16 protein-coding genes and 1 pseudogene are annotated in these 16,138 nt (G+C 70.4%); 11 read left to right on the forward strand and 6 right to left on the reverse strand.

From position 1 onward, the window contains the following. The first annotated feature begins 159 nt into the window (after nucleotides 1-159). Entirely contained in the window at nucleotides 160-714 is a 555-nt protein-coding gene (locus ABTX78_RS04245) for a YceI family protein (protein ID WP_352205277.1), read from the forward strand. Between the two features lie 79 nt (nucleotides 715-793). Here the strand turns inward: ABTX78_RS04245 and ABTX78_RS04250 are convergent, their stop codons facing one another. Further along, the gene (locus ABTX78_RS04250; RefSeq protein ID WP_352205278.1) at nucleotides 794-1,654 is read right to left on the reverse strand and encodes a phosphotransferase enzyme family protein; all 861 of its coding nucleotides are present in this window, start codon (nucleotides 1,652-1,654) and stop codon (nucleotides 794-796) included. Nucleotides 1,655-1,812: 158 nt separating this feature from the next. Here ABTX78_RS04250 and ABTX78_RS04255 point away from each other — a divergent pair, with 158 nt between their 5' ends. The 4 genes and pseudogenes from ABTX78_RS04255 (at nucleotide 1,813) to mgt (ending at nucleotide 6,108) form a co-directional block, all read left to right on the forward strand. Next, a complete protein-coding gene (locus ABTX78_RS04255; RefSeq protein WP_352205279.1) occupies nucleotides 1,813-2,715 on the forward strand; it encodes a carbohydrate ABC transporter permease in 903 nt (300 codons plus the stop codon). Continuing rightward, complete coding sequence (locus tag ABTX78_RS04260) at nucleotides 2,712-3,554, forward strand: carbohydrate ABC transporter permease (protein WP_352205280.1); 843 nt, start codon at nucleotides 2,712-2,714, stop codon at nucleotides 3,552-3,554. Before ABTX78_RS04255 ends, ABTX78_RS04260 begins: the two co-directional genes overlap by 4 nt. Further along, nucleotides 3,554-4,849 carry an ABC transporter substrate-binding protein gene (locus ABTX78_RS04265; RefSeq protein WP_352205281.1) on the forward strand — a complete coding sequence of 432 codons (1,296 nt, stop codon included), beginning with the start codon at nucleotides 3,554-3,556 and terminating at the stop codon, nucleotides 4,847-4,849. The genes ABTX78_RS04260 and ABTX78_RS04265 overlap by 1 nt, the downstream gene beginning before the upstream one ends. Before the next feature lie 19 nt (nucleotides 4,850-4,868). After that, nucleotides 4,869-6,108: pseudogene (mgt, locus tag ABTX78_RS04270) on the forward strand (macrolide-inactivating glycosyltransferase). 379 nt (nucleotides 6,109-6,487) lie between these two features. Here the strand turns inward: mgt and ABTX78_RS04275 are convergent. Further along, on the reverse strand, nucleotides 6,488-8,752 hold the full coding sequence (locus ABTX78_RS04275; RefSeq protein WP_352205283.1) for an MMPL family transporter: 2,265 nt from the start codon (nucleotides 8,750-8,752) through the stop codon (nucleotides 6,488-6,490). A 366-nt stretch (nucleotides 8,753-9,118) separates the two neighbouring features. Between ABTX78_RS04275 and ABTX78_RS04280 the strand changes: the two genes are divergently transcribed. Together ABTX78_RS04280 and ABTX78_RS04285 are read left to right on the forward strand one after the other, a co-directional pair. Beyond that, nucleotides 9,119-10,318, forward strand: a complete 1,200-nt coding sequence (locus tag ABTX78_RS04280; protein ID WP_352205284.1) for a S8 family peptidase — start codon at nucleotides 9,119-9,121, stop codon at nucleotides 10,316-10,318. A 77-nt stretch (nucleotides 10,319-10,395) separates the two neighbouring features. Beyond that, complete coding sequence (locus tag ABTX78_RS04285) at nucleotides 10,396-10,944, forward strand: DUF1697 domain-containing protein (protein WP_352205285.1); 549 nt, start codon at nucleotides 10,396-10,398, stop codon at nucleotides 10,942-10,944. 12 nt (nucleotides 10,945-10,956) lie between these two features. Here the strand turns inward: ABTX78_RS04285 and ABTX78_RS04290 are convergent, their stop codons facing one another. Beyond that, nucleotides 10,957-11,148, reverse strand: coding sequence for a DUF4236 domain-containing protein (locus ABTX78_RS04290; protein ID WP_352205286.1), 192 nt, complete (start codon nucleotides 11,146-11,148; stop codon nucleotides 10,957-10,959). Between the two features lie 118 nt (nucleotides 11,149-11,266). On the opposite strand from ABTX78_RS04290, the gene ABTX78_RS04295 reads away from it, so the two are divergent. The 4 genes from ABTX78_RS04295 to ABTX78_RS04310 all read left to right on the forward strand — a co-directional run bounded on the left by ABTX78_RS04295 (nucleotide 11,267) and on the right by ABTX78_RS04310 (nucleotide 13,604). Then, nucleotides 11,267-12,301: a ketopantoate reductase family protein gene (locus tag ABTX78_RS04295; RefSeq protein ID WP_352205287.1), complete on the forward strand. Its 1,035-nt coding sequence runs from the start codon at nucleotides 11,267-11,269 to the stop codon at nucleotides 12,299-12,301. A 10-nt stretch (nucleotides 12,302-12,311) separates the two neighbouring features. Beyond that, nucleotides 12,312-12,884 carry a TIGR03086 family metal-binding protein gene (locus tag ABTX78_RS04300; RefSeq protein ID WP_352205288.1) on the forward strand — a complete coding sequence of 191 codons (573 nt, stop codon included), beginning with the start codon at nucleotides 12,312-12,314 and terminating at the stop codon, nucleotides 12,882-12,884. A 269-nt stretch (nucleotides 12,885-13,153) separates the two neighbouring features. Continuing rightward, a complete protein-coding gene (locus ABTX78_RS04305; RefSeq protein ID WP_352205289.1) occupies nucleotides 13,154-13,405 on the forward strand; it encodes a DUF6400 family protein in 252 nt (83 codons plus the stop codon). Continuing rightward, on the forward strand, nucleotides 13,392-13,604 hold the full coding sequence (locus ABTX78_RS04310) for a hypothetical protein (RefSeq protein ID WP_352205290.1): 213 nt from the start codon (nucleotides 13,392-13,394) through the stop codon (nucleotides 13,602-13,604). Before ABTX78_RS04305 ends, ABTX78_RS04310 begins: the two co-directional genes overlap by 14 nt. Before the next feature lie 89 nt (nucleotides 13,605-13,693). Here the strand turns inward: ABTX78_RS04310 and ABTX78_RS04315 are convergent, their stop codons facing one another. The 3 genes from ABTX78_RS04315 to ABTX78_RS04325 are packed head-to-tail and all read right to left on the reverse strand — an operon-like array spanning nucleotide 13,694 to nucleotide 16,123. Continuing rightward, on the reverse strand, nucleotides 13,694-14,440 hold the full coding sequence (locus ABTX78_RS04315) for a sirohydrochlorin chelatase (RefSeq protein ID WP_352205291.1): 747 nt from the start codon (nucleotides 14,438-14,440) through the stop codon (nucleotides 13,694-13,696). A gap of 8 nt (nucleotides 14,441-14,448) precedes the next feature. Further along, complete coding sequence (locus ABTX78_RS04320) at nucleotides 14,449-15,342, reverse strand: ABC transporter permease (RefSeq protein ID WP_352205292.1); 894 nt, start codon at nucleotides 15,340-15,342, stop codon at nucleotides 14,449-14,451. After that, entirely contained in the window at nucleotides 15,329-16,123 is a 795-nt protein-coding gene (locus ABTX78_RS04325; RefSeq protein WP_352205293.1) for an ABC transporter ATP-binding protein, read from the reverse strand. Before ABTX78_RS04325 ends, ABTX78_RS04320 begins: the two co-directional genes overlap by 14 nt. Between the last annotated feature and the right edge of the window lie 15 nt (nucleotides 16,124-16,138).

The raw sequence follows: 16,138 nt of genomic DNA on the forward strand, positions 1-16,138 counted from the left end.
GGGCGGAGGCCATCCGGGGACGGGCGGGGGACTACGCACGCGTTACGGCAAGGGGGCGGTGGCGCCTCGCCCGGACGGGCCGTTTGGTGCGGTTGGGCCGGGTTACGCATCCCTCGAGACCGTTGTCGACGGTCCGCACGACACCCGGAGGCGCTTCCCATGACCGCTCCACAGCAGATTCCCGACCTCACCCCCGCCACGTGGACCATCGACCCCGTGCACTCATCGGTGGGCTTCTCGGTACGCCACCTGATGGTGTCCAAGGTCCGCGGCAGCTTCGAGAGATTCTCCGGCGAGATCACGATCGCCGAGGACCCGCTGCGCTCCTCCGCACACGTGGAGATCGACATGTCCTCGATCGACACCCGCAACGAGGACCGCGACAACGACCTCCGCAGCACCAACTTCTTCGAGAGCGACCGCTATCCGGTCATGACCTTCGTGTCGACCGGTGTGCAGGGCTCCGGCACGGACTACACCGTCACCGGTGACCTCACCATCAAGGGCACCACCCGTCCGGTGGAACTCGCCGTCGAGTACAACGGTGTCCAGATCGACAGCCCCCTGGGCACCCGGGTCGGGTTCGCCGCCACGACCGAGATCAGCCGCAAGGATTTCGGCATCACCTTCGACATTCCCCTCGAAGGCGGCGGCACCGTCGTGGGCGACAAGATCAAGATCGACCTCGACATCCAGGCCGTGCTCCAGGCCTGACGCGGGCGGTCGGAAGACGCGGGTCACCCGGGCCGGGAACACGCGGGGCGTGCGGTCCGCACGGCTCGGCAGGAGGCGGTCAGAAGGGGTACCAGCGGACGTCCGGCGTGGCCGTCCGCAGGGACTCCACCCTGCGGCCGAACTCCAGCCGCGCCGCCTCGTTCGTCGGCGCGTGCTGCGCCACCCACGCACAGCTCGCCGTCTCCCGCGCGCCCCGCAGCACCTCGCACCCCTCCCACTCCCGCACATCCCACCCGTACGCCTCGGTGAAGGACTCGTACGCCTCCCAGCCCAGGCCGTACCGGTCCCTGGACAGGGCCATCACGACCAGGTCGTGCTCGCGGAAGTCGCCGGAGAACGTCTCCAGGTCCACCAGCACCGGGCCGTCCGGGCCCACATGGACGTTGCGGGGCAGCGCGTCCCCATGGATCGGCCCGGGCGGAAGGTGCGGGGTGAGCGCGGCCGACGCCGCAGCGAAACCGTCGCGCCGCTCGCGCAGATAGGCCGCGTCCGCCGGGTCGATCGCATCCCCGGCCAGTCGCAGCCACCGCTCGACCCCGCCCAGCAGCTCCCGCCGCGGCAGCGTGAAGTCCGGCTCGGGCAGCGCGTGCACCTGACGCAGCAGGCCGGCGAGGTCGGTCGGGTCGGCCGGTCGTACCGCGTCGGGGAGCCGGTGCCAGAGCGTCACCGGGTGCCCCTCGACCCGCCGCGCCTGCGGCTCCGCGGGCCGTACCGCGGGCACCCCCGCCTCCGCGAGCCAGACACCGATGGCCAGTTCGCGTTCCGCCCGCGCCTGCAGCGTCTCGTCGTCGACGCTCCGGCCGACCTTCACGACCAGATCGCCCGCCGAGAAGACCGCGTTCTCACCGAGTACCAGCAGTGCCGCGTCGTCGGGCAGCCCGGCGGCCCTCAGCACCTCGCGCGCCCTCGTCTCGTCCATTCGGCACCACTCCCGCTCTCGCTCCCCGACCGTACGAATCCGGCAAAGTCTTGCATCCGTGCAGGTGGGGTTGACGAAGCGACGGGCCGTCAGCACGATGACGGGGGCCGCCAGGGCGGCCGGACCAGCCGGACCAGCCGCCCGAAGGAGTCGATTCCGTGACATCGGCGACCGCAGCGCCGCGGTCCGCGCGCACGTCGGACCATGGAGCCTGGTTCCTGGTCCTCCCGGCGCTGATCCCCATTCTGGTGCTCAGCGTGGGCCCGCTGCTCTACGGCATCTCGCTGGCGTTCACGGACTCCCAGGCCGGCCGCACCGAGCCGACGCAGTGGATCGGCACCCTCAACTTCCAGGACCTCCTCCACGACACGCTGTTCTGGGACTCCTTCAGAATCGGCCTGGTGTGGGCGGTCGGCGTGACGGTGCCGCAGTTCGTGCTGGCGCTCGGCCTCGCGCTGCTGCTGAACCAGCGGCTCCGGCTGCGCTGGCTGGCCCGCGCCCTCGCGATCATTCCCTGGGCCATGCCCGAGGTGGTCGTCGGCATCATGTGGCGGCTCGTCTACAACCCCGACGCGGGCATCCTCAACGAGACGATCCGCGATCTGGGACTCGGCGACGGGCGCGACTGGCTGACCGGACTGGCCACCGCCCTGCCTGCCGTGATCGTCGTCGGCATCTGGGCGGGGATGCCGCAGACCACCGTGGCACTGCTCGCCGGCCTGCAGAACACGCCGCACGAACTGCACGAGGCCGCCGCCCTCGACGGAGCGGGTGCCTGGCGGCGGTTCCGTACCGTCACCTGGCCGGCGCTGAGACCGATCGCCCTCGCGATCACCGCGCTCAACTTCATCTGGAACTTCAACTCGTTCGCGCTGGTGTATGTGCTCACCAGCGGCGGGCCCGGCGGACGCACCCGTCTCCCCATGCTCTTCGCCTACGAAGAGGCGTTCCGCTACGGGCAGTTCGGTTACGCCGCCGCCATGGGCTGTGTGATGGTCGCGGTCATCTCCGTGATGCTCGCCCTTTATCTCGTGGGACGGCTGAGGGGAGGGGACGAGTGACCACCCTTCGTACCGGCAGGGCCGGCCGCGCAGGACAGTACGCCGCGCTGGCGTGCTACCTCGTCTTTCTCGCCTTCCCCTTCCTCTGGCTGATCTCCACGGCCTTCAAGCCGCCGCGAGAACTGGGGTCGCTGCACCCCACCTGGATTCCCGAGAACCCGACGCTCGCCAACTTCCGTCAGGCGTTCGACGAACAGCCCCTGCTCCAGGCGGCCGGGAACAGCCTGATCGCCGCGGTGTCCGCCGCGCTGATCTCGGTGCTGATCGCGACGCCGATGGCCTACGTCATGGCCCGCAACCGCACCAAGCTCTCCACCGCCGCCACCGGGTGGGTGGTGGTCAGCCAGGCGTTCCCGTTCGTCCTGGTGATCATTCCGCTGTTCCTGATCCTCAAGAACCTGCATCTGATCAACACCCTTGCCGGGCTGATCATGGTGTACGTCGTGTGGGCGCTGCCCTTCGCGCTCTGGATGCTCGTCGGATACGTACGGGCCGTGCCCCGCGAGCTGGAGGAGGCTGCGGCCGTCGACGGCGCGGGCCGGCTGCGCACGCTGGTGTCGGTCATCGCGCCGCTCCTCGCGCCGGGCATCGTCGCCACCGCGCTGTTCGCGTTCATCACCGCATGGAACGAGTTCTTCTTCGCGCTCGTCCTGCTCAAGACCCCGGAGAAGCAGACCTTGCCGGTCGTCCTGACGCACTTCCTCGGCGCGGAGGGGGCCGCCGATCTCGGGCCGCTCGCCGCCGCCGCGTTCCTCGCCACGCTTCCCTCGCTCGCCATCTTCGCGGTCATCCAGAAGCGGATCACCGGCGGCATGCTGGCCGGGGCGGTGAAGTCCTGATGCGGGCGCGGACGCTGGCCGCCGCGGCCACGGTGCTGGCCCTGCTGCTCACCGGCTGTTCGGACGGCGACGAAGGGCGGACGGACGGAACCGTCCGGCTGCGGTTCCAGTCCCTCGCCTGGCAGAAGGAGTCCATCGACGCGAACAAGGAGCTCGTCGCGGAGTGGAACAGGACCCATCCCGGCGTGCGGGTGGACTACGTCCAGGGCAGCTGGGACAGCGTTCACGACCAGTTGCTGACCTCGTTCGAGGGCGGTGAGGCGCCGGACATCATCCATGACGCGTCCGACGACCTCGCCGACTTCGCCTACGGCGGCCATCTCGCCGACCTGACCGGTCTCCTGCCCCAGCGGCTGAAGGACGACATCCCCCGGCAGAGCTGGGAGACGGCCACCTTCGACGGCAAGACCTACGGCGTCCCCTTCCTCCAGGAACCGCGGGTCCTGATCGCCAACAAGAAGATCCTCGACGCCTCCGGGGTCAGGGTCCCGACGGCCGCGGATCCGTGGAGCTGGGCCGAGTTCCGTGAGGTGACCAAGACCCTGACGGCCGCGATGGGCGAGGGGAGGTACGGCGTCGCCTGGCCGCTCAAGGAGCCGGTCTCCGTGACCCTCAACCTCGGGCTGTCGGCGGGCGGCCGGCTCTTCCACCGGGACGGCGACGGTAAGGTCACCGTCCGGTTCACGGACGCCGACGGGGTGATGCCCGGGACGGTCCACGACCAGGTGAACACCGACCGGAGCGCCGCGCGGTCCACGCTCGGCATGAGCGGCTCCGACACACTGCCCGGCCTCTTCGGCGGCAAGTACGCGATGGTGCCGCTGGGCTTCTCGTTCCGGCAGCAGGTCGTGCAGCAGGCGCCGAAAGGCTTCGAGTGGACGGTGCTGCCGGCCCCCGCCGGTAAGGAGGGGAACACACAGGGCGTCAGTCCGCAGACCCTGTCGGTCGCGCAGGACAGCCCCCACAAGAAGGAGGCGGCCGCGTTCATCGACTTCATGCTCCAGCCGCCGAACATGGTGCGGCTCGCGAAGGGGGACTGGATGCTGCCGACCGGCACACGGGCGCTCGCGGACCCGGCGCTGCGCACCCCGAAGGACGGCTGGTCCACCGGCGCGGAACTCGCGCGGAGCCTGCGGTCCGCCCCGGCGCAGTCGGTCCGCGGCTATCCGGAGTGGAAGGACAAGGTGGCGACGCCCGCACTGCAGGAGTACTACAGCGGCGCCATCGACCGGAAGGAGCTGGAGAAGCGGCTGGTGAAGGACGGCAATCTGGTGCTCGCGCGCTACCAGCGCTGACATGACCGGCGTCAGGTAGTTGCACGAGACGTCTCGTCTCGTCTAGGGTCGGTCCCATGACCGAACGACAGCGTGCCCATATCGCCATGTTCTCCATCGCCGCGCCCGGACATGTGAACCCGAGCATCGAGGTCGTCCGGGAACTCGTCGCACGCGGCCACCGCGTCAGCTACGCGATCCCCGCCTCGTACGCCGACCGCGTCGCCGCGACGGGAGCCACGCCCGTCGTCTACACCTCGACCCTGCCCACGGAGGACGAACCGGAGGCGTGGGGGACCGAACTCATCGACAACATCGAGCCCTTCCTCCACGACGCGATCCAGGCGCTGCCCCAGCTGGCGGCGGCCTTCGAGGGCGACGAGCCGGACCTCGTGATCCACGACATCACCTCCTACCCGGCACCCGTCCTCGCCCACCGCTGGGGCGTGCCCGCCGTCTCGCTCTCCCCGAACCTCGTCGCCTGGGAGGGATACGAGCAGGAGGTGGCCGAGCCGATGATGGCGGAGCTCAAGGGGTCCGAGCGCGGCCGGGCGTACTACGCGCGCTTTCGCGGGTGGCTCGCGGAGAACGGGCTCGGCGACCGTGACCCGGACGCCTTCGTCGGCCGCCCGGCGTGCTCGATCGTCCTGATCCCGAAGGCACTTCAGCCGAACGCCGACCGGGTGGATGAATCCGTCTACACCTTCGTCGGCGCGTGCCAGGGCGAGCGCAAGGACCAGGGGGAGTGGCAGCGGCCGGCCGGCGCGGAGAAGGTGCTGCTCGTCTCGCTGGGTTCGGCCTTCACCAAGGTCCCCGCCTTCTATCGCGCGTGCGTGAAGGCGTTCGGCGGGCTGCCGGGCTGGCACGTGGTGCTCCAGATCGGCCGCTACGTCGACGAGTCGGAGTTGGGGGACGTCCCGCCGAACATCGAGGTGCGCTCATGGGTGCCGCAACTGGCGGTGTTGCGCGAGGCGGACGCCTTCATCACGCACGCGGGCGCGGGCGGCAGTCAGGAGGGCCTGGCGACGGCCACCCCGATGGTCGCGGTGCCGCAGGCCGTCGACCAGTTCGGCAACGCGGACATGCTGGTGGGTCTGGGAGTGGCGCGCCGTCTGGACTCGACGACCGCTACGGCGGAGGACCTGCGCGAGGCGGTGCTGTCCCTGACCTCCGACCCGGAGGTGGCGCGCCGGCTCGCGGAGATCGGGGCGGGGATGGCGGGGGAGGGGGGCACGCCGCGCGCGGCGGACCTGATCGAGGCCGAGCTTCCACGGGTGTGACCCGAGGCCGAACCGCCACGGACATGAGGCGATCGCCGGACGGGCTTCGGGCGGAAGCCCGCCGGCGATCGGGGACAAGGGTCCGGGACAAGGGTCGGGGACGCGGGTCGGGGACGTGTCACGGGGGCAGTGCGTCAGAGGGGGTGCACGGAGGGCCCTGCCCGCGCCTCGGTTCGGAGCGCCGTGCCGGTTCGGAGCCCCGAGCCCGCGCCTCGGTTCGGAGCGCCGTGCCGGTTCGGAGCCCCGAGCCCGCGCCTCGGTTCGGAGCGCCGTGCCGGGTCCGGAGTCCCCTGCCCGCGCCCCGGTTCGGAGCCCCGGCCCCGCGATCGGGCACCTCGGTCCGGAGCCGCGGGGCCGAGTTCCCCCGTACCCAAGGCTCCTAGACCGCTACCGGTGCACCGCGCCCGTCGTCGTCATGGCCCCGCACTCCTGCTCCCGTCTCCACCGGAACCACCGGCTCGTCGTGCGTCATGTCCGGCAGCCACCGCAGCCACCTCGGGAAGTACCAGTTCTTCTCGCCCAGCAGCGCCATCACCGCCGGCAGCAGGACTCCGCGGATGATCGTCGCGTCGATCAGCACCGCCGCGGCCAGGCCCACGCCCATCTGCTTCATGGACTGCATCGACAGCGTCCCGAAGATGGCGAACACGGCCACCATGATGACCGCCGCGCTCGTCACCACTCCCGCGGTCGTGACCACGCCGTGCGTGATCGCGTCGCGCGTGTCGCGGCCCTGCATCTTCGCCTCGCGGATCCGCGAGACCACGAACACGTGGTAGTCCATCGAGAGCCCGAACAGGATCACGAAGAGGAACAGCGGCAGCCAGGAGATGATCGCGCCCACGCCCTCCGCGCCCACCAGTGACGCGCCCCACCCGTGCTGGAAGACGGCGGTCAGGATTCCGTACGCCGCCCCCACCGACAGCAGGTTGAGCACGATCGAGGTGACCGCGATCGTCAGAGAGCGGAACGACAGCAGCATCAGGAGGAAGGCGAACACCACCACGAAGGCGAAGACCGGTGCGACGGACCCCGTGAGCTGGTCGTTGAAGTCCTTCGAGCCGGCGACCTGGCCGCTGATCGGCGCCTCGACGCCGTCGAGGGCGCCGAGCGTCGCGGGCCGGACCTCTTCCCGCAGGATGCCCAGGCTCTTCTCCGCCTTCTCCTGGTCGGAACCGCCGACCAGCGGGACGTAGATGAAGGCGATGTTCTCGGCGTCGTGCGTGACGACCTCGACCGGTCCCATGGACGCGCCCGAACTCACCGCCTGTGCACGGAAGTCGGCGATCGCCGACTTCACGGGCGCGGCGTTGATGTCGTCCGCCTTGATGACGACCTCGGCCGGGTCGGCGCCGCCGGGGAAGGCCTCATTGACTCGTTCGTACGTCGCCACGATCGGCACCGAGTCGCCGAACTCCTGGTCCAGCGTGAGGTTCTGGGTCTTCATTCCGATCGCGGGCAGGGCGATGGCCACGAGCGCGCCCGCGGCGACCACGAGGGAGACCAGGGGTCGCTTGAGCACTCCGCCGAGGACCGCGGTCCACAGCCGGCTCTCGCCGTTCGTGCCGCGCTTGGCACGGTTGAGGAACGGGATGCGCCCCTTCTCCACCCGCTCGCCGAGCAGGGACAGCAGCGCGGGAAGGACGGTCACGGAGCCGGCCATCGCCACGGCCACCACGATCAGTGACGCGAGGCCCATGGACTCGAACTCCCCGATGCCCGTGAACAGCATGCCCGCCATGGCCACGCACACGGTCACTCCGGAGACGATGACGGCCCGGCCGCTGGTCGCGGCGGCAATCTGCATCGCGGTGTGTGCGTCGCGCCCGGCGGCCCGTTCCTCGCGCTCACGGCGCAGATAGAAGAGGCAGTAGTCGACGCCGACCGCAAGACCGACCAGCAGCATCACCGAGTTCGCCGTCTCGCTCATCGGCATGACATGGCTGACGACACCCATCAGCCCCATGGTCGCCATGATGGCGGTGATGGCGAGGGCGACCGGCAGCAGCGCCGCCACCAGCGCGCCGAAGGCGATCAGCAGAATGCCGAGCGCGACCGGCACGGCGGAGAGTTCGGCCTGCTTGAAATCGTCACCGAAGGCGTCGTCGAACGTCTTGTTCATACTGGCGCCGCCGATCTCCTCGATCCGCAGCTCCTGATGCCGGTCCTGCACATCGGCAACAGCCTTCAGCACAGGCTCGATCCGCTCGCCCGCGGTCTCGGCCTCGCCGCGTACATCGAACTGGACGAGCGCGCTGCGCCCGTCCTTCGAAATGCTCCGGGTGGTGTACGGCGAGGTCACGCCGCTGACTTCACCGGTGGCGTTCACCGCCTTCATCACCGCGTCGACCGCCGACCGGAACTCCGCGTCGGTGGCCGTGAGGGAGTCGTTCCGCGCCTGGAGGAGTACGGACTCGCTCGCGGGCTCGTCGACCCCGGCGTCCTCGGTGATCTTCGATGCCTGGGTGGTCTCCCCCTTCAACTGGTCGCTGTCCTTCAGTTCCACCGTGCCGGCGGCCGAGCCGGCCACCATGGCGACCAGGACGAACACCACCCAGATCCCCACCGCGGCCCATCGGTGCCGGGCGCTCCAGCCGCCTGCCCGCGCGGCGAGACCGCGCGGTCCTCTCCCTGCGTTCTCCATGACAGCTGCCCCCTTTTCCCGGACGCGAACACGGCGCCTGCGTCTCGGTTCTGACGCTAGGGGCACATTCAGGCCGTCTCCTCCTGCCCGGCGGTGACCCCGGGAGGCCGTCATCTCCTCCTTTCGGACCGGGCGCATCCCCGACAAGAAGGATCGAAGCCCCTTACATGTAGCGGCAGATGGGGCTCTCGTCCGATGTGGGCGGCCCTGGCCGGTTTCTTATTACGGAACCTTGTTGTCTGAGTAACAGCTGCATGAAGGTCTTGATCTGGGCGCGTCAATCGGTCAGGGTTTCGAACCAGCCCCCGGAGATCTTCCGGCCGAGGGCCAATCCCCCCACAAATGATGACGAGGAGACCCCTCTTCATGGCAGATCACAAGCGCACGAGCAGGATGAAGCTCACCGCTGCCATCACAGCTGTCGCGGCAGCGGCCGGAGTGACCGTGCTCGGCACGTCCTTCGCCGGTGCGGCAACTCTCGCCGAAGGCACCATATTCGGGGCCAACGCCGAAGGCGCGGTCGCCGGCAGCTACATCGTGATGCTGGACAAGAAGGCCGACAAGCAGGACCTGGCCACCGAGTACGGCGGCAAGCTCCAGCGCAACTACGGCTCCGCCATCAACGGCTTCTCCGCGAGCGGCCTCACGGAGACCGAGGCCAAGCGCCTCGCCGCCGACCCCGCGGTCGACAAGGTCGTGCAGAACAAGAAGTTCAAGGCCAACGCGACGCAGGACAACCCGCCGTCGTGGGGCCTGGACCGTGTCGACCAGGCCGACACGGCGGGCGACAAGAAGTTCACCTACCCCGACAGCGCGGGCGAGGGGGTGACGGCGTACGTGATCGACACCGGAGTCCGGGTCACGCACAAGGACTTCGAGGGCCGGGCGACCAGCGGCTTCGACGCGATCGACAACGACGACAACGCCGACGACGGCAACGGCCACGGCACCCACGTCGCCGGCACCATCGCCGGCGCGAGCCACGGTGTCGCCAAGAAGGCGAAGATCGTCGCCGTCCGGGTGCTCGACAACAACGGCTCCGGTACCACGGAGCAGGTCGTCGCGGGCATCGACTGGGTCACCAAGAACCACAAGGGCCCCTCCGTCGCCAACATGAGCCTCGGCGGCGGCGCGGACGAGGCGCTCGACGAGGCCGTACGCAAGGCGGTCGCAGCCGGGGTCACCTTCGCGGTCGCGGCCGGCAACGAGTCCTCGGACGCGGGGCAGGGCTCGCCGTCACGGGTGACCGAGGCCATCACCGTCGCCTCCTCCACCAAGGAGGACGCACAGTCGGAGTTCTCCAACTTCGGCGAGGTCGTGGACATCTACGCCCCGGGCTCGGACATCACCTCGGCGTGGAACGACAGTGACGAGGGCACCAAGACGATCTCCGGCACCTCCATGGCGACGCCCCACGTCGTCGGTGCCGCGGCCGTCTACCTCGCCGGCCACCAGGACGCCACCCCGGAGCAGGTCGCCAAGGCCCTCACCGACGGTGCCACGGCCGACAAGATCTCCAACCCGAGCGCCGGCACGCCCAACAAGCTGCTGAAGGTCGTCGAGTGACCGACGCCCACCCGCGCTGAACCGGCGGCCGCCGCGCCCTCCCCCACGGGGCGCGGCGGTCGCCTTAGGGTGTGCCGATGACCATGAGGTATGCGGCACTTCTGCGCGGAATCAACGTGGGCGGGCACAACAGAGTGCCCATGGCCGAACTCCGCGCACTCATCGAGGAGTTGGGTCACAAGGCCGTCGCCACCCACCTCCAGAGCGGCAACGCCGTCTTCGACGCGGCCTCCGGCGACGAACAGTCCCTCGCCGTGGAGCTGGAGCGAGGCATCGAGGGCCGTTTCGGCTTCCGCGTCGACTGTCTCGTACGCGACGCCGCTTATCTGCGGGCGATCGCCGACAACTGCCCGTTCCCCGCGGCCGAGCTGGAGGGCAGGCAACTCCACGTCACGTATCTCTCGGACCACGTCGGGCCCGAACGGTTCGCGGAGATCGACCCGGCCGACTACGCCCCCGAGGAGTTCCGGATCGGCGACCGGGCACTGTACCTCTACGCACCGAACGGGCTCGGGCGCTCCAAGCTCGCCGAGGTGCTCGGCAGGCCACGGTTCAGCCGGGGCATTGTCGCCACCAGCCGCAACTGGAACACGGTCGTCAAGCTGGTCGAACTCACGCGGAGCTGACCCGCCTGTGGATCAGTGCCGCCGCGAGTGCCGGCGCCAGCTGAAGCCGCCCGGCAGCCGTACCGACGCGCTGCGGTGTCCGTGGCTGTCCCGGGTGAGGTGGGCGCGGCGCCCGCCGAGAGTCCAGGACCAGCCGTGCGAGCCGATGGTGAGGTGCAGCAGCTTGGGGATGATGGTGATCCGCTTGTGGTAGTGGAACGACATGTCGGCCTCCTTCCCTCGATGGTGAACCGTGCGCGCCCCGTGGCCGTCACCGCCACGCCACGTTTGTGTCACCGCGGGCCCGTGCGAGACCGACTGCGGCTGTGCGAGCCTCGTACACATGCGCTACATCATCATCGGGGCAGGGGCGGTCGGCGGCACGATCGGCGGACGGCTGGCGGAGGCCGGCCATGAGGTGGTGCTCGTCGCACGCGGGGCGCACTACGCGGCGCTTCGGGACGGCGGGCTGCGCCTGACCACGGCGGACGGCACCGGCACGCACCGGCTGCCGGTCGTCGACCGCGCCGACGCCGTACGGCTGACGCCCGACGATGTCCTGGTGCTCTCCGTGAAGACGCAGGACAGCACGGCCGCGCTCGAGGACTGGGCAGCGCAGCCCGTGGACGGCGGCGGCACCGCGTCGGAGCGGCTGCCCCTGGTCTGCGCGCAGAACGGCGTGGAGAGCGAACGACTCGCGCTGCGCCGGTTCCGCAGGGTCTACGGGATGTGTGTCTATCTGCCCGCCACCCACCTCGAACCGGGCGCCGTCTCGGCGTCGGGCCGCCCGCTGACCGGCGTGCTGCACATCGGCCGCTTCCCCGGCGGCACGGACGAGACCGCCCGGCGCGTCTCCGCCGACCTGGAGAAGTCGAACTTCCTCGCCCCGGTCGTCGCCGACGTCATGCGCTGGAAGTACGCGAAGCTCACCAGCAACCTCGCCAACGCCATCGAGGCCGCTACCGGGGTCATCGCCGACGAGGCCGCAGTCGCCCTCGCCCGGCGGGTGATGGCGGAGGGCCGCGTGGTCCTCGCGGCCGCGGGCATCGAGGTGGCCGGTGAGGAGGAGCAGAAGGAGGTGCGGACCGACAAGATCCGCTTCGATCCCTTCGACGGCTCCGAGCGGCGCGGCGGCTCGTCCTGGCAGTCGCTCGACCGCGGTACGGGCACGATCGAGTCCGACTACCTCAACGGGGAGATCGCCCTGCTCGGCCGGCTGCACGGTGTTCCGACCCCGGTCAACGACACCCTCCAGCGCGTCGCCAACAGCTTCGCCCGCGAGCGCCGGCCCGCCGGTTCGATGACCGTCGCCGAGCTGACCGCCCTGGTCGACGAGGCTGTCGCGATTCTTCAAGACCCGTCGGAGGCGTCGCTCTAGCGTCGAGGGCATGAACAGCATTCACCCGCACCTGACGACCTGTGCCGCCGAGGCCGCTCGTGTCGCCCGCGCTGTGAGCCCCGACCAGCTGACCATGCCGTCCGTCTGTGACGCCTGGACCGTGCGGGAGCTCGCCAACCACCTCGTCCTGTACTCCTCGCACGGACTGGAGCACCGCGCCCTGCGCGTCCAGCTGCCCGACGACCTCGTACGGCGGGACTTCACCGCCGAGCCGGCGTGGGCCGATCAGTACGCGGCCCAGCTGGAGCGTGCGCTGAAGGCCTGGTCGGTGCCGGAGGCCTGGGAGGGGGAGGTGGACCTCGGTTTCACCGTGATGCCCGCCGCGGAGATCGCCTCGCTCATCGTCAAGGAACTGGCCCTCCATGGCTGGGATCTGGCCCGTTCCACCGGCCAGACCTTCAGTCTCCCGGAGCGGACGGGCGCGTTCGTGCTGACGGTCGTCGAGGAGCACGCCGAGGTCTTCCGGCAGTACGACGGCTTCGCCGACCCCGTCCCGACGGCCGGGGACGCCACGGCCTTCGAGCGCGCGCTCGCGACGAGCGGCCGTGACCCACGGGCCTGAGGGCACCGCGGACCACCGGCCCGAGACGGGTCCGAGAGCACCGCGCCCCGGTGGGCGAGAGCGGTCGGACGGGGTCGGCAGGCCCTGTGGAGTCCCTCACACGAACCGCCGCTTCCGATGACTTTGTCCCATATGTGCAGATGGTGACTTCAGTGGGTCGACCGTCCGTTTCAGGTGGTGACGACCCCTTTGAGCTGACGCTTCCTCGGTTCGGATGCTCTTGATAGACACGTCGGGTTCGGTCAGCGACCCGGCGGGAGAAGCAAGGCATGATCCACGACCAGACTCCGGATCTCCACGAGTTCGAGATGGACCTGACCCATGACGAGGTGCGGCGGCGCGCCGCGGTGCTCCATGCGCTCGGGGACGACTGGGACCCGTTGGCCGTGCTGGCGGGCGAGCAGGAGGCGTACCGCCAGCTCTACTCGAACCTCGACGCCGAGCAGCAGGAGACCTACGACCGGCTGGTCGCGGCCGGCGTCCTTCCGGGAGGGGAGGGCGAGGGCCGTGCTGCCGCTTGATCCCACGGCCGATGCCGGGCGGCGGGCCTGGGTGCGGTGCCCCGGATGTGCCGACCACCGGGACTGCGGGGTCTGCCTGGCCGGCCGCTCGTGCGGCACCCACTGGCGCTATCTGCTCTCCAGCCGGGGCAGCACACTCCAGCTCCAGTGCTCCAACTGCGCCCATCTGTGGGCGCACGAGACCGGCTTCGGCGCCTGACTGCCCTGATCGCCCTGGTCGGCCCGGCAAGGGCGCGCCCGTGCGGCACGGTGCGCGCGATCCGTCCGGCGGGGGCCGCCGGCCCGCCGTCAGGCAGTGGCCGCGATCCGGTGCCCGGCCCGCGCCTCGTCGTACCGCTCCAGCAGCAGGCTGACCAACTCGGGCGAGGGGCCCAGCACGTCCGCCAGGACGTCCGCCTCGGCGGCACCCTCCGCGATCCGGTCCGGCAGCCGTCCCGGTGCGATGACGTACGGGGCCACCGCGACGCGCGCGCAGCCCTCGGCCCGCAGGGAACGCACCGCGTCCTCGGTGCGGGGCAGTGATGCGGAGGCGAACGCAGGCCGCACGGCGCACCAACCGGTGTCCCGCAGCTCCCGCGCTACTTCTGCGATCACTGCGATCGCCTCCGGGTCCGTGGAGCCCGCCGAGGCCAGGACCAGCCCGGTCGAGCGCTTGTCGGCCGGGCCGAGCCCGGCCTCCCGCAGCCTTCGTTCCACAGCGGCGAGCAGCAGCGGCGAGGGGCCCAGCACCTCCGCCTGGCGCACCCGCAGCCGCGGCAGCCTCCCCGACGCCTCCCGCAGCACGGCGGGGATGTCCGACTTGGCGTGGAAGGCGCGCGTCAGCAGCAGCGGAAGCGCCACGACCTCCTCCGTGCCCTCCGCCGCCAGCCGCTCCAGGACACGCGGCACCGACGGCGCGTTGAAGTCCAGGAAGCCCGTCTCGACCCGCAGCCCCGGCCGCCGGGCACGAACCCGGTTCACCAGCGCATGGACGGTCGCGGCATGCCGCGGATCGCGGCTGCCGTGGGCGACGACGAGCAGTACGGGTCGGGGCATGACGTCACTCAGCTCCTGACGAGGAGGCCGCGGCCCCGCAGCACCGCGCGCTCCAGCGGACTGAAGATCAGCAGGTCGATGGCGATACCGACGATCAGAATCAGAATGATCGCCAGGAACACCCCGGGCATGTCGGAGTTGTTGCGGCCGTTCTCCAGCAACTGGCCGAGTCCGAGACCGAGATCGGGCGACGAGGCGATGATCTCCGCGGCCATCAGCGAGCGCCAGGAGAAGGCCCAGCCCTGCTTGAGTCCGGCCACATAGCCGGGGAGCGCGGCCGGCATGACGATGTGCCAGGTGCCGCGCAGGCCCGTCGCTCCCATCGTCCGGCCCGCCCGCAGGAACAGCGGCGGCACCTGGTCGACGCCGGAGACGAGACCGTTGGCGATCGAGGGGACGGCGCCCAGCAGGATCACCGCGTACATCATCTGGTTGTTCAGCCCGAGCCAGATCACGGCCGGCGGCACCCAGGCCACCGACGGAAGCGACTGGAGACCCGACAGGATCGGTCCGATCGCAGCCCGGACGAACTTCACCCGTGCGACCAGCAGGCCCAGCGGCGTGCCGATGGCGAGCGCCAGGAGGAAGCCGAGCAGGCCGCGCGAGATGCTCGTCCACACGATCTCCAGCAGACTGCCCTGGAGCCACAGGTCGGACACGCTGTTCCAGACGGCGGACGGCGCGGGCAGACTGCCCTCGTCGGTGACCTTCGCCCACACCAGCACCTGCCAGACCACGATCACCAGCGCGACGGCGGTGAGCGGCGGCAGCACCTTCTTGAGCAGCACCTCGCGCACCGGGGTGCGGTGCGACTGCACCGTGTCCAGGGCGTCCAGGCCGGCCTCGAGCCCGGCGAGGTCGTCGGACTTGGTGACCTTCGCGGTGGTCTCAGTGCTGGCCATGTCGGCGGATCTCCCCACGCAGTTGTTCAGTGATCTCGATCGACAGTTCCGCCACGGCGGCGTCCTCGATCCGGCGCGGCTGCGGGATGCCCACCGTCCATTCGCGGGCGATGCGCCCCGGACGGGAGGACAGCAGCACCACACGCTCGGCCAGCCGGACGGCCTCGCGGACGTTGTGGGTCACGAACAGCACGGACACGTTCGTCTCGCGCCAGATCCGGGTCAGCTCGTCGTGCAGCACGTCCCGGGTGATCGCGTCCAGCGCCGCGAACGGCTCGTCCATCAACAGCAGTTGGCTGTCCTGCGCCAGCGCACGGGCCAGGGCGACGCGCTGGCGCATACCGCCCGACAGCTCGTGCACCCGCTTGCCGTACGCGCCGCTGAGCCGTACGAGCTCCAGCAGCCGCTCGGCCTCGGTGCGCCGCTCGGCCTTGGCGACTCCGCGCAGCCGCAGCGCGAGTTCGATGTTCTTCCCCGCGGTCAGCCACGGGAACAGCGCGTGCTCCTGGAACATCAGGGCCGGCCGGCCGCCGGGGGTCTCGATGGCCCCGGCGCTCGGCGCGTCCAGCCCGGCGACCAGATTGAGCAGCGTGGACTTACCGCAGCCCGACGCTCCCAGGAGTGTGACGAACTCTCCCGGCGCGACGTCGAGAGTGATGTCGTCCAGGACGAGCTGTTGTCCGGCAGGTCCTGCGAAGGACTTGGAGACACGCTCGAGACGGGCGGCGTGCCCGGCCGTCGTGCGCTCCTCGGCCTGGTCCTTGGTGAGGGTGCTGGCCATGGTCGTCACCTCCTG

It is taken from the genome of Streptomyces sp. NPDC096193, from assembly GCF_040302905.1.
Taxonomy (GTDB): domain Bacteria; phylum Actinomycetota; class Actinomycetes; order Streptomycetales; family Streptomycetaceae; genus Streptomyces.

Excerpts from the sequence above, each read along its gene's own strand:
- ABTX78_RS04245 (WP_352205277.1), top strand. The coding sequence starts at position 160 with ATGACCGCTCCACAGCAGATTCCCGACCTCACCCCCGCCACGTGGACC.
- ABTX78_RS04250 (WP_352205278.1), bottom strand. The coding sequence starts at position 1,654 with ATGGACGAGACGAGGGCGCGCGAGGTGCTGAGGGCCGCCGGGCTGCCC.
- ABTX78_RS04265 (WP_352205281.1), top strand. The coding sequence starts at position 3,554 with ATGCGGGCGCGGACGCTGGCCGCCGCGGCCACGGTGCTGGCCCTGCTG.
- ABTX78_RS04275 (WP_352205283.1), bottom strand. The coding sequence starts at position 8,752 with ATGGAGAACGCAGGGAGAGGACCGCGCGGTCTCGCCGCGCGGGCAGGC.
- ABTX78_RS04280 (WP_352205284.1), top strand. The coding sequence starts at position 9,119 with ATGGCAGATCACAAGCGCACGAGCAGGATGAAGCTCACCGCTGCCATC.
- ABTX78_RS04285 (WP_352205285.1), top strand. The coding sequence starts at position 10,396 with ATGACCATGAGGTATGCGGCACTTCTGCGCGGAATCAACGTGGGCGGG.
- ABTX78_RS04290 (WP_352205286.1), bottom strand. The coding sequence starts at position 11,148 with ATGTCGTTCCACTACCACAAGCGGATCACCATCATCCCCAAGCTGCTG.
- ABTX78_RS04295 (WP_352205287.1), top strand. The coding sequence starts at position 11,267 with ATGCGCTACATCATCATCGGGGCAGGGGCGGTCGGCGGCACGATCGGC.
- ABTX78_RS04300 (WP_352205288.1), top strand. The coding sequence starts at position 12,312 with ATGAACAGCATTCACCCGCACCTGACGACCTGTGCCGCCGAGGCCGCT.
- ABTX78_RS04305 (WP_352205289.1), top strand. The coding sequence starts at position 13,154 with ATGATCCACGACCAGACTCCGGATCTCCACGAGTTCGAGATGGACCTG.
- ABTX78_RS04315 (WP_352205291.1), bottom strand. The coding sequence starts at position 14,440 with ATGCCCCGACCCGTACTGCTCGTCGTCGCCCACGGCAGCCGCGATCCG.
- ABTX78_RS04320 (WP_352205292.1), bottom strand. The coding sequence starts at position 15,342 with ATGGCCAGCACTGAGACCACCGCGAAGGTCACCAAGTCCGACGACCTC.
- ABTX78_RS04325 (WP_352205293.1), bottom strand. The coding sequence starts at position 16,123 with ATGGCCAGCACCCTCACCAAGGACCAGGCCGAGGAGCGCACGACGGCC.